The 14,575-nt window shown below is 70.4% G+C and carries 16 protein-coding genes; 6 read left to right on the top strand and 10 right to left on the bottom strand.

Going from position 1 to position 14,575, the window contains the following annotated elements; all coding sequences use genetic code 11:
* Positions 1-195: 195 nt before the first annotated feature.
* The 3 genes from ABT053_RS20140 to ABT053_RS20130 all read right to left on the bottom strand — a co-directional run bounded on the left by ABT053_RS20140 (position 196) and on the right by ABT053_RS20130 (position 3,386).
* Positions 196-1,650: an ice-binding family protein gene (locus tag ABT053_RS20140; RefSeq protein WP_350970620.1), complete on the bottom strand. Its 1,455-nt coding sequence runs from the start codon at positions 1,648-1,650 to the stop codon at positions 196-198.
* Positions 1,651-2,208: 558 nt separating this feature from the next.
* On the bottom strand, positions 2,209-2,892 hold the full coding sequence (locus ABT053_RS20135) for an ArsR/SmtB family transcription factor (RefSeq protein ID WP_350970619.1): 684 nt from the start codon (positions 2,890-2,892) through the stop codon (positions 2,209-2,211).
* A 5-nt stretch (positions 2,893-2,897) separates the two neighbouring features.
* Positions 2,898-3,386, bottom strand: coding sequence for a cupin domain-containing protein (locus tag ABT053_RS20130; protein ID WP_350970618.1), 489 nt, complete (start codon positions 3,384-3,386; stop codon positions 2,898-2,900).
* Between the two features lie 176 nt (positions 3,387-3,562).
* Here ABT053_RS20130 and ABT053_RS20125 point away from each other — a divergent pair, with 176 nt between their 5' ends.
* On the top strand, positions 3,563-5,896 hold the full coding sequence (locus ABT053_RS20125; protein WP_350970617.1) for a M64 family metallopeptidase: 2,334 nt from the start codon (positions 3,563-3,565) through the stop codon (positions 5,894-5,896).
* Between the two features lie 100 nt (positions 5,897-5,996).
* Here the strand turns inward: ABT053_RS20125 and ABT053_RS20120 are convergent, their stop codons facing one another.
* The gene (locus ABT053_RS20120; RefSeq protein WP_350970616.1) at positions 5,997-6,971 is read right to left on the bottom strand and encodes a GNAT family N-acetyltransferase; all 975 of its coding nucleotides are present in this window, start codon (positions 6,969-6,971) and stop codon (positions 5,997-5,999) included.
* A 177-nt stretch (positions 6,972-7,148) separates the two neighbouring features.
* On the opposite strand from ABT053_RS20120, the gene ABT053_RS20115 reads away from it, so the two are divergent.
* Positions 7,149-7,859, top strand: a complete 711-nt coding sequence (locus tag ABT053_RS20115) for a helix-turn-helix domain-containing protein (RefSeq protein ID WP_350970615.1) — start codon at positions 7,149-7,151, stop codon at positions 7,857-7,859.
* A gap of 53 nt (positions 7,860-7,912) precedes the next feature.
* On the opposite strand, the gene ABT053_RS20110 is transcribed toward ABT053_RS20115, so the two are convergent.
* A complete protein-coding gene (locus tag ABT053_RS20110) occupies positions 7,913-8,413 on the bottom strand; it encodes a dihydrofolate reductase family protein (protein ID WP_350970614.1) in 501 nt (166 codons plus the stop codon).
* A 179-nt stretch (positions 8,414-8,592) separates the two neighbouring features.
* Here ABT053_RS20110 and ABT053_RS20105 point away from each other — a divergent pair, with 179 nt between their 5' ends.
* Positions 8,593-9,792, top strand: a complete 1,200-nt coding sequence (locus tag ABT053_RS20105) for an SMI1/KNR4 family protein (RefSeq protein WP_350970613.1) — start codon at positions 8,593-8,595, stop codon at positions 9,790-9,792.
* Positions 9,793-9,797: 5 nt separating this feature from the next.
* On the opposite strand, the gene ABT053_RS20100 is transcribed toward ABT053_RS20105, so the two are convergent.
* The 4 genes from ABT053_RS20100 to ABT053_RS20085 form a co-directional block, all read right to left on the bottom strand.
* Positions 9,798-10,208 (bottom strand): helix-turn-helix domain-containing protein, encoded by a 411-nt coding sequence (locus ABT053_RS20100; protein ID WP_350970612.1) that lies wholly within the window; start codon positions 10,206-10,208, stop codon positions 9,798-9,800.
* Between the two features lie 61 nt (positions 10,209-10,269).
* Positions 10,270-10,788 carry a DUF6879 family protein gene (locus ABT053_RS20095; RefSeq protein ID WP_350970611.1) on the bottom strand — a complete coding sequence of 173 codons (519 nt, stop codon included), beginning with the start codon at positions 10,786-10,788 and terminating at the stop codon, positions 10,270-10,272.
* Complete coding sequence (locus tag ABT053_RS20090; RefSeq protein WP_350970610.1) at positions 10,766-11,008, bottom strand: hypothetical protein; 243 nt, start codon at positions 11,006-11,008, stop codon at positions 10,766-10,768. The genes ABT053_RS20095 and ABT053_RS20090 overlap by 23 nt, the downstream gene beginning before the upstream one ends.
* 177 nt (positions 11,009-11,185) lie before the next feature.
* The gene (locus ABT053_RS20085) at positions 11,186-11,485 is read right to left on the bottom strand and encodes a nucleoside triphosphate pyrophosphohydrolase (RefSeq protein WP_350970609.1); all 300 of its coding nucleotides are present in this window, start codon (positions 11,483-11,485) and stop codon (positions 11,186-11,188) included.
* Between the two features lie 139 nt (positions 11,486-11,624).
* Between ABT053_RS20085 and ABT053_RS20080 the strand changes: the two genes are divergently transcribed.
* Both ABT053_RS20080 and ABT053_RS20075 read left to right on the top strand, forming a co-directional pair.
* Positions 11,625-12,638, top strand: a complete 1,014-nt coding sequence (locus ABT053_RS20080) for an HNH endonuclease family protein (RefSeq protein WP_350970608.1) — start codon at positions 11,625-11,627, stop codon at positions 12,636-12,638.
* Between the two features lie 163 nt (positions 12,639-12,801).
* Positions 12,802-13,731, top strand: coding sequence for a phosphotransferase enzyme family protein (locus tag ABT053_RS20075; protein ID WP_350970607.1), 930 nt, complete (start codon positions 12,802-12,804; stop codon positions 13,729-13,731).
* Here ABT053_RS20075 and ABT053_RS20070 read toward each other — a convergent pair.
* Complete coding sequence (locus tag ABT053_RS20070) at positions 13,728-13,955, bottom strand: hypothetical protein (protein WP_350970606.1); 228 nt, start codon at positions 13,953-13,955, stop codon at positions 13,728-13,730. The genes ABT053_RS20075 and ABT053_RS20070 overlap by 4 nt on opposite strands.
* A gap of 24 nt (positions 13,956-13,979) precedes the next feature.
* On the opposite strand from ABT053_RS20070, the gene ABT053_RS20065 reads away from it, so the two are divergent.
* Complete coding sequence (locus ABT053_RS20065; protein WP_350970605.1) at positions 13,980-14,450, top strand: ATP-binding protein; 471 nt, start codon at positions 13,980-13,982, stop codon at positions 14,448-14,450.
* Positions 14,451-14,575 lie beyond the last annotated feature (125 nt).

The raw sequence follows: 14,575 nt of genomic DNA, 5'->3' as shown, positions 1-14,575 counted from the left end.
GGGGTACGCCGGGCGCCGGGACCTGCGTCCCGGCCGGCGGGGCAACGTGCTGGTGGGGGGTGGACATGCCGCGAACAGTAGTGATCCACTCCGACAATCCGGCCGCGGATCCGTCGCGGGGTCACGGCCCCGCGACGGATCCAGCGGACGTGCGACCGGCGGCCACCTCCTTCCGCTCACCCCTTGAGCGCGTGGTCAGCGACGGAGAACGGGCTTCTCGTCCACCCCGGCGTACGAGCGGCAGCACCTGGCCCCCGAGCGGCAGCAGTGGCGGCGGTGGCGCTCACGGTCCCTGATCCTGATCACGTTGTCGTCGTGCTGGTGGTTCCTGATGCTCGTGCTGGGCTTGGCGCCGGTGGACGATGTGCCGGCGGGTGACACCGGGACGTCGACGGCCGGGACGATCAGGGTCACCGGCGCCGAGACGCTGGCGTCCAGCAGGGCGGTGCCGGGGAAGGCGGCCGTGAGCACATGGGTTCCGGGCGCGAGGACCACGGCCAGCACGGCACGGCCGTTGTTGTCAAGCACGGCGGTTCCCAGGCTCACCCCGTTGTCGAGGAACCCGACCGGTCCCGTCGGCGCGTTCGGCCCGGGAGAGATGACGGTCGCGGTGAGGGTGTACCCGCCCGTCACCCCGGGCGTGGGCACCGCGACCAGTGTGGTCGCGCTCTGCCGCGACACCGGCGGGACGACCACGGGCACCACCGGTGAGACGCTGGCGTCCAGCAGGGCGGTGCCGGGGAAGGCGGCCGTGAGCCCGTGACTTCCGGGCGCGAGGACCACGGCCAGCACGGCGCGGCCGTTGTTGTCGAGCACGGCGGTTCCCAGGCTCACCCCGTTGTCGAAGAACCCGACCGGCCCGGTGGGCTGGTTGGGGCCGAAGGAGGTGACGGTCGCGGTGAGGGTGTACCCGCCCGGCACCCCGGGCGTGGGCGCCACGGCCAGCGCGGTCGAGGTCTCCCGTGACACCGGCGCGGCGCAGAGCGAGCGTCTGACGGTGTTCGTGTCCAGGGTGACGGCGCCGTTGCGGGCCAGGAGGCGGCCGTCGATCACCGCGCCGGTGGTCGCGGTGATCGACGTCAGCGCCAGGATGTTGCCGACGAAGCTGGAGCCGGTCCCCAGCGTGGCCGAGCTGCCGACCTGCCAGAAGACGTTGCAGGCCTGGGCGCCGTTGATGAGGTTCACCGTGCTCGCGGACGCGGTGATGAGGGTGGAGGCCGCCTGGAAGATGAAGACGGCGTTGGGGTCTCCCTGCGCGTCCAGGGTCAGCTCCCCGGTGATCTGGAAGGTGCCCAGGGCGGAGTTGTAGGTGCCCGGCGTCAGGGTCGCGCCGCCGAGTTCGGTGGCGAGGGTGGCGTCGGCGACCTGGCCGGCCGCGTTGTTGTAGGCGGTGGTCAGGTCGGCCTGCGCCTGGGCGGCGGCGGCGTCGGCCGCGTGGACGGCGCCGACCACGAGGCCGGGCGGGAAACCGGTGATCGCCGACCCCGGGCTCACGCCGAGGTCTCCGGTGAGGACGCTGGGGCCGGTGTTGGTGACGGCGGAACCGCCCAGGACCGCGTAACTCGTGACCGTGCCGAGCGGAGGCGCCGTCGCGGCCCTCGCCGCGTGCGGTGTCGCGGTGACGCACCCCAGCGCGAGGACTGCTGCCACGGCTCCGGCGAGCCAGGGTCGAATGCCCCTTCGCTCGACACTTCGCCCGCCAATTCGCAAATGACCAATGCCTGTCATAATGCTGACCTTTTCTTTTGGTATTACTCCGTTCAGACGCATTGCCGACGATGCGCCATTTCATCCGATCCTACTAATCGGCGAAGTCGTACTCGTTATGCGACATGCGGGATATTTTATTGCACGCCCATTTCCCCACATAAGGTAAATGAAGCTGTTTTTCTACTTTCAGGATGGCCCGCCTGGCTATCTCTACGCAGGTCAGAGAGGGTGGTGGCCGCGTTCTCCTGCCAGGTGAGACGTGCCGGCCACCCGGAAAGTGAGCCCCGGCCCCGATCTCGTGATTCGGCGGCGAAGCGTCGTCGACCGCCGCGATCCAGAAGTGCGGGCAATCGCCCGGAAAGCGAGTCGCCATCCCACTCGCGAAACGTCTTCGTGGAGAGCGCCGAGACCGCGAGCGGAGAAATACGCGTCATGGCGCGTGCACACCCGGCCGAAGACGAGGGCAAGGACGAGAGCGAAGGCGAGGGGGTGGGTCGGTCACGGGGTAGAGGGGGTGGAACCGGCCTGCAGTCGGTTGCCCGTACGCCTCCAGCGGGCGAGCCCTCCGTCCAGCGGGCGCGCGCGGAAACCCCGTTCACGCAGCAGCCGTACGGCCTCAGGGGAGACCGCGCAGTAGGGTCCGCCGCAGTAGGCCACGATCTCGGCGTCCCCGGGAAGCTCGCCGAGACGGTCGCTCAGCTCGGCCAGGGGCACCGACAGCGCCCCCGGCACATGGCCGCGGGCGTGGTCGGCCGCGGAGCGGACGTCGACGATCACGACGCCGGCGCCGGGGTCGGCGAGGCGCGCGGCGAGCTCACCGGCGGTCACCGGTTCCAGGACGACGGGGTCGCCGAGGTGTTCGGACACCGCCTCCCGCAGGTCGGCGAGCCTCTCCCCGGCGAAGTCCTGCAGCTCGCCCAGGAACCGGGAGACCCGCTCGTCGGCCAGCCGGTAGTAGATCCGCGTACCGTCCCTGCGGCTCGTCACCAGGTGGGCGGCGCGGAGCTGCTGCAGCTGGGCCGAGGTGTTCTTCAGCGGGACGCCGGCCGCCTCGGCCAGCTGCTCGACGGTGCGTTCCCGCTGGTCGAGCACGTCGAGCAACCTGAGGCGCACGGGGCTGGCCAGCGTCTTCCCGATCCGCGCCAGCTGCCGGTAGATCGGTTCCTCGCGGAACTCCGTCATGACCGTCAGACCATGTACTGGTCGTGGCGGAGGTAGAGGTCCGTCCACTCCGCGTCACTGAGCTCACGCCCCTCGGCCACGATCGCGCCGAGCTCCTCGAAGTACGCCTCGCGCGGCGCCCCGGGAGTGAAGAGTATGAGCATCGAGGCCGGTTCGCCGGACTCGTTGCTGAAACTGTGCACCCCGCCCGCCGGGACGTGCAGGAAGTCTCCCTCCGTCGCGTCGGTCGGGCCCTTCCCGTCGAACAGCCGCACCGTCCCGGACAGGACGAAGAACGACTCGGAGATCGTCCGGTGGAAGTGGGGCGCCGGGCCGGAACGCTTCGGTCCCATCTCCCAGCGGTACAGGCCGAACTGCCCGCCCGTCGAGGCACCGGTGCCCAGGTAGTGCACCGCCGTCCCGCCGATCATCAGATCCGGCCCGGCGCTCGCCGGACGGAAGGTCCCGCTGCTCTCGCCCGCCTCGCCCAGGTAACGCGCCTCCGGGTACGACATCGCGCCTCCACTCCCTTGAACCAATATTCCAAAGAACTATAGAACAGGGATGGAAAGGGATAAAGACCAACTGAAGACCATAAGTCCAGATTTATCACTATTTGAGATGGACGCCCGGAGCGCCGACGCACGATAGTGCTGGGAGTCTCGACTGGCCCATGGAGGTTCCCCCCGCTATGCGTATCACCAGGCCGCTCACCGCCGTGGCGGCCGTCTCGACGGCCGTCTCGATAACCGCGGCCCTGCTCACCGCTCCAACAGCATCCGCCACCGCCGCCACCACCGCGGCCGACGTCGGCAGCGCCACCGTGGTGCCGCTCCAGGTCACCGGAGCCCCGGACAAGCGGTTCAACCTGATCATCCTGGGCGACGGCTACACCGAGGGCGAGCGGTCCACGTTCGCCGCCGACGCCGACCGGCAGCTCAACGTGATGTGGTCCATCGAGCCGTACAAGTCCTACCGCAACTATTTCAACGTCTACCGGGTGGACATCGTCTCCGGCGAGTCCGGCATCGGCTGTGACCCCGACCTCGCCTCCGGCAGGAGGAACACCCCGCTGAGCATGGCGTTCTGGGGCGGCTGCAACCCCGCCAGCGTCCAGCGGCTCGTCACCATGAGCAACTCGGCGGCCAACTCGTACGCCAACCTGGTGACCGGGACCAGCGGCGCCAACCGGCAGATCCTCGCCCTGGGCAACAGCGGGACCTACGGCGGCGCGGGCGGCGCCTACGCCACCTCCTCGGGCCACAACTCGATGTCGGCCCTCATCGCGCCGCACGAGATCGGCCACTCGCTGGGCGGGCTGCAGGACGAGTACACCTACTACACGCGCGGCGTGGAGGGCGGCACCTACGAGGGCGGCGAGCCCACCTCCGTGCACCACACCCTGCTGACCGAGCAGCGGATCAGGGACGAGCGGAAGAAGTGGTGGCGCTGGCTGGGCGAGCCGAGCGAGGCGGGCGGCGTCATCGGCCGCCACGAGGGCGGCCTGTATTTCGGCAAGGGAGTCTGGCGGCCCAGCGAGCACTCGATCATGAGAACGCTGGGCTACTACTACGACCAGGTCAGCCGTGAGGTGATGACTCAGAAGATCTCCGCCAAGGTCGGCCTCATCCAGGACGGCACGCCCACCGCGTCACCGGTCGGCGCCGACCGGGTGCTCTGGGTGGAGCCGCTGCACCCCGGCAGCCACTCGCTGACCACCACCTGGAGCGTCGACGGCACCGACCTCCCGGGCGACCGCACCACACTCGACCTCCGCACGCTGGACCTGCCCGCCGGTACGCACACGGTGAAGGCGACCGTCGTCGACCCGACCGGCTTCGTACGGGACCCCGCCATCCGTTCCGGCGCCCTCACCGCGACCCGCACCTGGACGGTGGACACGACCGTGACCACCGTCCCCGCCCCGGTCGAGGCGGGCCTGCTCTCCTCCACGCCCGTCAACCAGGCCGTCGGCCACGACGAGGTCGTCTACGTCGAGACCACCCACCCCGACGACGGCGTCCCCGCCGTCACCTGGACGCTGGACGGCACGCGGCTCGGCGACACCGACGGTGACCTGGATCTGGGAGAGCTCACGCTCGCCCCCGGCAACCACACCCTCACCGCCACCTCCGGCGGCGACACCCGGTCCTGGACCGTCGACAACACGCCGCCCACGACCGGCTACGAGCTCTCCGAGCCGCTGGTCGCCTCCGGCGACGCCCACGTCTACAACGGCCCCTTCACCATGAGACTCACCGGCGGCGACGACCAGGACGGGTACGTCGTGCACGAGTCCCGGGTGGACGGCGACGGCTGGTTCAACTACTTCGGCTGGCCGACCTCCGCCGACCTGCCGTGGACGTTCAGCGAGAGCGGCACCGTCATCGACAGCCTCACGTTCGGCAAGCTACCCCGGGGCAGGCACACCGTCGAGTACCGCTCGATCGACCCCAGCGGCAACTACGGCACGGCCCGGAACTTCACGGTCACCACCCTCGCGGCGCCGCCCGCCTGCACCACCACGATCACCGGCACCAGGAACGGGACGCTCTCCGTCCGCTCCGGCGTCACCTGCCTGAACGGCGCCCGGATCAACGGCGGGGTGACCGTCGGCTCCGGCGCGTCCCTGGTGGTGAACGGCGGCAGCGTGAACGGAGCGATCACCTCGTCCGGCGCCGCCGAGGTGCACCTGCTCAAGGCCCAGGTCAACGGCGCGGTCGTCGTCTCCGGAACCACCCGCCAGCTGATCGTCGCCGGCTCCGACCTCAGGGGCGCGGCGGTGCTGACCGGCAACACCACCGCCGACGCCCTCGTGATGACGGGCACCGGGATCCGCGGCGCGCTCTCCTGCAGCGGCAACACGCCCGCCCCGTCCGACGCCGGGGTGCCCAACCGGATCACCGGCAGCGGCCAGTGCGCCGGCCTCGTCGCCGACCCACGCCCCAAGGCCAGGGACAAGTCCTACGAGGCCGTCATCTCCAGCCACGTCCCCGAGAAGGGCCGGGACCAGCACCACCACTGACCCGCACGACAGCGGGACGCCCCTCCGGGGGCGTCCCGCCCCAGCGGTCATCACGCGACAACGACCGCCACGCCACCACCGAAGTCCTTCGAACAAACCGTCACGCCACCGCGGGGACCAGCGAGAGCCCGTGGTCGGCCGTGCGGCGCGCGATCTCGAACCCGGCGCGGGTGTAGACGCCGAGGGCCCCGGTCGGGTTGTCCGCGTCCACCCCCAGCCCCGCCGTGTCGTACCCCTGCGCGCGGAACTCGCCCAGCGCGTGCGCGAGCAGCGCGCTCGCCACACCGCGCCCACGCCACTCGCGCGGGGTGCCGATGATCTGGATCCACGCCTCGCGGACCCCGGTCGCCTCGGTGTCGGCCTCGAAGTAGTGGGTGAGCAGGATGCCCACGCACTCCCCCGACGCGTCCAGCACGACGAAGGACCCCTCCGGCCGGAACGCCCGCACCCCGACGAGGTTGTTCCGCCAGGACTCCGGGGTGTGCTCGACACTCCCCCAGTGGTCGACGAACGAGCGGTTGCGCACCTCCCGTACGGCGTCCTCCAGATCGTCCCGGTAGGTGATGATCTGCAGCCCCTCCGGCAGTGCGGCCTGCGGCAGCTCGCCGCCCAGGTCGAGGGTCATCCCGTAGAACCACCGGGCCGGCTTCATCCCCGCCCTGGTGACCAGTGCCAGCAGGCCCTCGTTGCGGCTGTCTACCTCGACGTGGAGTTCGAGCGGCCGCCCGGGGAAGCGGCGCTCGTGCAGCACCGGGGTGTTGCCGATCGCCCACTCCAGCAGGCGGCCCCCCAGGCCCCTGCGCCGGTACTCCGGATGCACCCCGCCCCACAGACTCATCCGGTGGACCGGATCGGCCGCCGCCCGGCTCATGGTCATCCCGTACGCGACCAGCCGGCCGGACTCCCACACCCCCAGCGTGCCCTCGGCGGGATCGAGCAGCGGGTTGGCGAGATCCTCGGCGAGGGCCTCCGCGGTCTCCCTCCCCCCGACCTGGTCCACCTCGTCGATCGCCACCAGCAACTCCGCCCACACCCCGACGTCGTCCTTGGTCAGCGGAACCCACTCGAAGCTCATTCGCCGAGCGTAGAAGCACGCCGCTTTCGTCGGCCACCCGTTTTCCCTCCGCCGGGTGGCGTCCTCGGCGCTCAGGGTGATCGGGCACACCGCCGGGACGGACGCGCCGGCGAGGCGGTCGGCGGCCGGCACGACGGCTCGATTGGGTGTACGACGAACTGCGCCTATCCTTCTCCCGTGACACTGCGGTTCGAGACTCGCGCGTCCGACTCGCCCTGGGTCGACACCGTGTGGACCTGCACGAGCGAGCGGGTCTCGGAGATGACCTCGGTGGCGACGGTGTGCTGGGGCCTGGTGTTCTGGGAGCTCGACGGCACGGCGTACGCGAACATCTCCGGCCCCGAGACCGGGACCGGCACCGCGCCGGTGCCGGAGGGCGCGACCTTCGTCGGCATCGAGTTCGCGGTGGGCACCTGGCCCCGGGCCGTGCCCGCACCGGCCCTGGTCGACCGTGGCGTCGAACTCCCCGACGCCACGCACAGCACCTTCCGGCTGGACGGTCTCCGCTGGGAGACGCCCGGCCCCGACGACGCCGAAGCCCTGGTCGACCGCCTGGTGCGCGCCGGAGCCGTGGTCCGTGACCCGCTCGTCGCCGAGGTCCGCCGAGGCCACCGTCCGGTGCTCTCGGGGCGCACCGTCGAACGCCGGTTCCGCGCGGCGACCGGGCTCTCCCAGGGCGCCGTACGGCAGATCGAACGCGTCCGCAAGGCCGCGGCGCTGCTGGCCTCCGGCACCCCGGTCGCCGATGTCGTCTCCAAGTTCGAGTACTTCGACGAGCCGCACCTGGCCCGTGCGCTGCGCCGTTACGTCGGGCGCACGGCGCGGCAGCTCCGCGAGGGCACCGGCGGTGCGATCGCCCTGGACCTGGATCAGCCGACGACGTCGTAGATCATCTTGACGACACCGTTCGGGTAGGCCTCGGACTCCCGGAGCCTCAGTGCCTACTTGTCCTTGTCCGCCCTGCTGAACAGGCTCTTCCCGGCTCCGAGCAGCACCGGGAAGACGAGCAGGTTGTACCGGTCGATCAGGCCCGCGTCCGACAGGCGCCGGGCGAGCTCCGGGCTCCCGTGGATGAAGATCGCGCCACCCTCGCTCTTCTTGAGCTCGGCGACGTCCTCGGCCGAGCGCAGGATCGTTATCGGACCCCACCCCTCGACGAGGGCGTCGTCGGGCAGCGTGGACGAGACCACGTACTTGGGCAGTTCCCTGTAGGCGGCGTGGTCCTCCGAACCGGGCCAGACCGGTGCGAACGCCTCGTAGCTGCGGCGGCCGAACATCAGCGCCGTCGTGTCCTGGAGCTCCTCGCCCTTGAGCGAGAACGCCTCGGGCAGGAACTCGACGTCGGCCACCCAGCCACCGCCGCGGTGCCCCTCGCTCGGCCCGCCCGGAGAGTCCACGACGCCGTCGAGCGTAACGAACGCGGTGTAGACCAGATCACGCATGTGGTGTTCTCCTCATTGCCGGGCGACGAGGCCGCCAGGCGGATCGACAAACGGATGGCGGCACCGCGCCGACGCGTCGCGGCGGAATGCCCACGCCCATGCTAGGAAGCGGCCCCGCGACCGTCTTGTACGGAAACGACGGCCCGAGGAGGTGGCCGGACTCCGGGTAGGGTGCCGCTGTGGATCTGGACGTCATCCGGCGCGGCATCGGCGCGCTCCGCGAGTACGACGCGGACCTCGGCCTCTTCGGCGCCCGCGAGCACCGCTACCGGTTCGAGCCGCCGCTCGACGAGGCCACGCTGGAGGACGTCGAGACGCGGATCGGGGTGCGCCTTCCCGCCGACTACCGCACGTTCCTGACCCGGCTCGGCAACGGCGGCGCCGGCCCGTACTACGGGGTGCACGGGGTGCGGCCGGACGGCTCCTGGACGCGGTCCGGGCCGTTCCCGTTCACGGAGGAGTGGGAGCCGCCCACGGCCGACGAGGGCTACGACGAAGCCATGGAGGCCGCCTTCGAGGGACTGCTGCCGGTCGCCGAGCACGGCTGCGGCTACCGCTCCCACCTGGTCGTCAACGGCCCCGCCGCGGGCCAGGTCTGGGGCGACTGGACATGCGTCGGCGAGGCGCTCGCCCCGCAGGCCGGGTCGTTCGGCACGTGGTACCACGACTGGCTGGAGGTCTCGCTGCGCGAGGTGCTGGGCGAGCGGATCGAGGCCACCGTGCGCGACGAGACCGGCTGGAGCGTCGACCGGCGGCTGCTCGGCCTCCTCCCGCCGCCGCTCGCCGACGATGACGAGCAGCCGACGGTGCGGGTCCTGCGGCTGGCCCGCCGGGTCTGCCTCGCCCTCTACGAACGCCGCGACGGCGACGCCCGCGACCTCCTCGCCCAGGCCCACGCGGTCGGCGCCGACGACGACCAAGCGGCCGTGCGCCTCGCGCTCGCGGAGGCCGTGCTCCTGCGCGAGGAGGGCGGGATCGCCGACGCCCTGACCGTCGTGGAACACGCGATCCCGCGGAACGGCTGGTGGCTCGACAGGGCGTGGCTGTACCGCCTGCGCGTCGAGCTGCTCCTGACGCAGGGCCGGCTGGACGACGCGCACACGGTGACCGAGGAGCACATCGCGCGCTGCCCCAACGACGACTTCGGCTACGTACGCCGTGCCCTCCTCCGGGTGCTGGCCGGTGACCCCGCCGCCGCCGAGGAGATCCTGCGCGCCGACGCCCCGCTCGGGAGAGGACTCCGATCGGCGGGCCACCCACGCCCCGCCGACCGCGCCCCCGTCGCCCTGCGACTCCGCGCCCGGCGCCTGGCCTGGGAGTGCCACCGCTGGGACCACACCGCGGACGCCCCCCGCTTCGCCGCGATCGCCACCGGCTGACGGGATTACGGCAGACCGGCCTCATCGGGAAGAGACCGCCGTCGCATGATCGCGGTCAGCACGGCCGTGATGTAGGCGCGAGTCTGCAGCGGCCCCGGGACCACTCTCGGGGAGTAAATACGGAAACGCTGCGTTCGTTCCCACAGGGGCAACACGGACTCCTGGGCGAGCCGCAGACCGGTGCGTTCCATCTGCCGCCACTCCACGAACATGCCCTCGACGGCCCGTAGCGAGGCGACCAGGTCGGCGATCTGGTCGTCGGCGCCGCATTGCTCGCACCACGCGCGGATGTCATCGGCCGTGGGAGTCTGCCTGCCGTGTTCGATCTTGCTGACCTTGGAGGAGTGCCAGCCGGTCATATGGCCAAGAGCACGCCCCGAAAGTCCCGCGTCGAGACGGATGCCTCGCAGCTTCATGCCAAGGGCTTCGAGCGCCTTGTGCGCACTGGAGGACGAGGAGCGCATGATCCGTTATCGCTCAGGCGGGCCGGTAGTCGCCGTGGGGAATGGCCCGCTCCCACACCGCCTCGAACGCCGTGACGCAGAACTTCACGAGATCCGGGTCGGTGAAGGTCTCCGCACCCACCTTGTCGCCGTCGCCGCTGAAGTGGCTGACCAGCAACGTCTCCTCGTCGAACAGCCAGAAGTCGTTACCGGGCAATGCCAGACCGGTGGCGTTGCGCCGGGGCAGCCACCGCACCTGCTCCCCCGCACGCACGTTGGGAAAGGTCACGTCGTACTCGTACCGGATGTACTGGCTGACAGGTTCGGAGACGATCCGGGCGCGCCGCATCTCCACACCGCGAGCGGTCGCGTCGACGACGTTCCGCAGCCACGGCCGCCACCAGGAAGTCCGATCGTCCGGGTCGATCCGGTGGCCGGCCTGCCAGGCACGGTAGTCGGGGTCGTCGAGCATGTAGCCGTCGCGCATCTCCAGATGCAGCGCGGAGTGCGCGCACACGCGTAGCCACTGCTCAAGCGTCCGTCCGACCGCCACCGTTCACCTCCGGGAAGAACCGCATCATTCGCTTGGGGAACCGGATCACCGTCTCCCCGTCGGGAACGGGACCGACACCGAGGGCGGCCGGATCGGCCACCACATACCCCTGAAGGACATACTCGCTGGTCTCGGTGTCCTCCCAGACCGTCGCGGAGTCACCGTTCGGGCTGTCGGGATCCTTGCCGAGAAACCGAAGCGCCATCCTGATCTCCCTCACCGAGCAGGTCATGAGCTCTGATTGAGTGTGCGCACGGACGCTTCCCGTCTCAACGGTTTTGCTTGAGTTTTCTCGCACGCGCCGGATCCGTCAGCCTGGGAACCTTGTCGCGAACCGCCTTGCGGAGCAGTCGGCCGTCCACCCCCGGCGATCCGTTTCCCGTTTCCGGCTCAACCTTCACCCAAGGTGGATCCGTCCGGAGAACGCGCCCCGCTCGGCGCGTTTGTCCTCCGCGACCTTCTCGATGTCCCACCACTCGTACCCGTGGACGTGAGCGACGGCTCGCAGCACTTCGAGCACGTCGGCGATCTCCTCCGCCACCTCGGCCGCCGGGGCCTCGCGCAGCTCCGCCGCCTCCTCGAACAGCTTCTCCAGCAACGCCTCGCGATAGTCGGCGTCGTCGAGAACGGTCACCACCGGCTCCCCGCCGTTCTCGCGAATGATCTCCGGAATCCTGTCCCGCACGAGCTTCCCCACCTCGGACCACTCCTTCGCGTACGCACGGCTTCCTTCGGAAGCCCCAGACACTACCGGCCCTCCTCGCCGTACGCGCTCCCCGACGCGAGCGGTGAAAATAGCGTGTATTTCGGCAAATACACACCAAGGATGGCCGCACATGGATTTCCCTCACTGGGAGCGGAGCTCACGGTCCTCGTGGCGTATGGCCGTGCTGATAGGGGCGAACACCCGGACCTACAAGTTCGCCCTCGGCACCGCGCTCCTGGACGCCGCCGCCGAGGACCGGCCGGAGATCCTGCTCAGGGACCTGGCGGTGCCGTACGCGATGGGGCTGGTACGACACCTCGGCCAGGCGCCACAGGTATCCCGGAAGGGTGAACGGGGAGAGAAGGATTTCCTCTCGGTGGCCGAGCGAGAGGCCCCGGAGTCGCTCAGGCTCGGTAGCCCCACCGAAGAACTGCTGGCGGCGGCCGTCGAGTCCATGCCCAGGATGGTGATGCGGAAGTTCCACAACCTGCGCGGCGAAGGAGCGGAGGTGCCGCACCGCTTCTACGAGGTGACGGGCCGCTCCCACGAGCAGGTCGTCCGGCTGAGCAGGGAACTCCGCGACCTCGCCCGGTCGGAGCAGGCCCCGACCCTGCGCGGCGAGCTGTCGGCCCGCTGGAACATCGTGGAGATGTCCTTCGCCGCCGGGATCGGCCGCAGCCTGATCGACGAAGGCGTCGCCGTGGACATGACCACCCTGCGGATCACCGACAGGCGGCGCCGCCGACCGGTCACCGGTGTCACGGACGCGGTCATCGGCTTCCAGCACGGTCTCTGCATGATCTGCGCGGAACTCATCACCACGGGCACCGACGTCATCGCCGTCGACCACGTGTTCCCCTACTCGTTCATGCGACTTCTCCGCCCCGGAGGCGAGGGCACGGCACCGGACCTGGACGCGATCTGGAACCTGGCCCCCACACACGCGCGGTGCAACGGCCGGAAGAGCGACCGGCCACCCACCCCAGCGGAAATGACCAGGCTGGCACGGCGGAACGAGGCCATCATGCTGTCACCGCACCCACTCAAGAAGACCCTGAAGCTGACCTTGGAGCACAACGGGCACAAAGGAACCCGGCCAGGCGAGTGGTTCGCGTTCGTCCAGCATGTACGCGACCTCCTCTGACGCGCCCGGCCATCCCGGAGTGGCGAACGTCCGACGGAGGAGGCGTCCGCCATGTCGCGACGCGAGCCCATCCGGCTGCTCACCGTCAACACCCCCGATCCTTGGAAGCACTCCACCCGGCAGCGTCGAGACGGTTCCGGTGACAGGGGGTACCGTTCGGCTCATGACCGAGAGCCGAACGGTTGCATCGCTCCCTCAGCATCCTGGATCTCTCTTCACCCACGAGAACACCCGGGCCACCCTCGTGCGGGCATGCGTCCGGGCCGGGCTCGATCCGTCGAACGCCCGGTTGATCCGGCTCGGCGAGAACGCGGTTTACCGCCTCGCCTCACCCGTCATCGCGCGCATCGGCCGGACGACGGCACCCACGGACGACGTCAGGAAGGAGGTCGAGGTAGCCGGATGGCTGGCCGCCGAGGGCTTTCCGGCCGTTCGCGCGCTTCCCCTCGACCAGCCCCTCACCGTGGACGGACACGCTGTCACGTTCTGGGAGTCCCTCTCCGAGGGAGAGGACTACGGGTCACCCGCCGAGCTGAGCATCCTGCTCTCCAGACTCCACGCGATGCGGGCGCCGGCGGAACTGCGGCTTCCACGTCTGGAACCCTTCGCTCGGGCGGAGCGTCGGATCACCGGCAGCGACTGGTTCGGTTCCGAGGACACCCGGTTCCTGCACGAGCGACTCACCCGGCTCCGTGACGACTACGCGGCGCTGACCTTCGCGCTTCCCCAGGGTGTGATCCACGGGGACGCGAGCGTGGGCAACGTCATCCGCGACCGTACGGGCCGCCCTGTGCTGATCGATCTGGACGGTTTCGCGCTGGGACCTCGCGAGTGGGATCTCGTCCTCACCGCGATCTACTACGAACGCTTCGGCTGGCACACGGCCCAGGAGTACGACGCCTACGTCGATGCCTACGGTTTCGACGTGATGCGCTGGCCCGGCTACCGGGTGCTGGGCGACGTCCGGGAGTTCCTCATGGTCACCTGGCTCGGCCAGAAGGCGGGCCAGGACGAACGGGCCTCCGCCGAGGTGCGCAAACGCGTCCGGGCACTCAGGACCGGTGCCGACCGGCACGATTGGGAACCCTACTAAGCCGCCGTCACCTGCTGCCACATGAAGAAATTCGCGGCCTGCTCGTAGAAGTCCCCGAGATGTGCGGCCGTGGTCACCGACGCGAGGCGTACCGAGAACTCTCGGAGATAGCTCGCGCAGCGGGCAGACCGCAACCGCTCGCCAGATCTCAGCGCCACCAAGGCGACCAGGCACGCCTGCTCCACCTCCCCCGAGACGTTCCCGTCCAAGCTCCTGACGGACACGGGAAACTCCGTGGTCGCTTCCGGATGACCGCCTGGTGCCTTCCTCCCGGCAGCGCGGCCCGGCGCGCCCGGGAACTGCTCCGCGAACAGCTGTGCAAGCCACCCCTCACCGCCGGCATGCTCGCCGAGCTGGAGGTCGTGGTTTCCGAGCTGGCCACCAACGCCACCCGCCACGCCCCCGGCCCCTACGAGCTACGTCTCCTGCACGACCACGGCCTGCCGGTCAGAGCCGAGGTGGTCGACGCCGGAGCCGGAGCCGCCCTGATCGAACACCTCCTGGATCGCCCCCTGCCCGTCCCCGAGCGCGTCGACGACCTCGAACTCGGCGGCCGGGGCCTGCGCATCGTCGCCGAGCTCACCCACGGGCGTTGCGGCGCCCACTGGACCCGCCTGTGCGGCACCGGCCGGCTCGGCACCGGCGTCTGGTTCGACCTGCCGGCCGGGCACGACTTCCCAATCTCCGGGCAGCCGGGGTCGTCCCCCGACCCCCGCTGACCCCGGAGCCGGCCCACGCCGACGGCTCCCCCGTGCCGGGCGTGGGGCCGTGCGAAAAGACCGGCGTCCACGGACCCGATGCCACTCTCGTCCGGGACGCCGGTCTCCCCATCTCGGCGCGATGG

The sequence above is a fragment of the Streptosporangium sp. NPDC002524 genome (assembly GCF_040295985.1).
Lineage (GTDB): Bacteria > Actinomycetota > Actinomycetes > Streptosporangiales > Streptosporangiaceae > Streptosporangium.
This window is presented reverse-complemented; position numbering and strand designations above follow the sequence as displayed.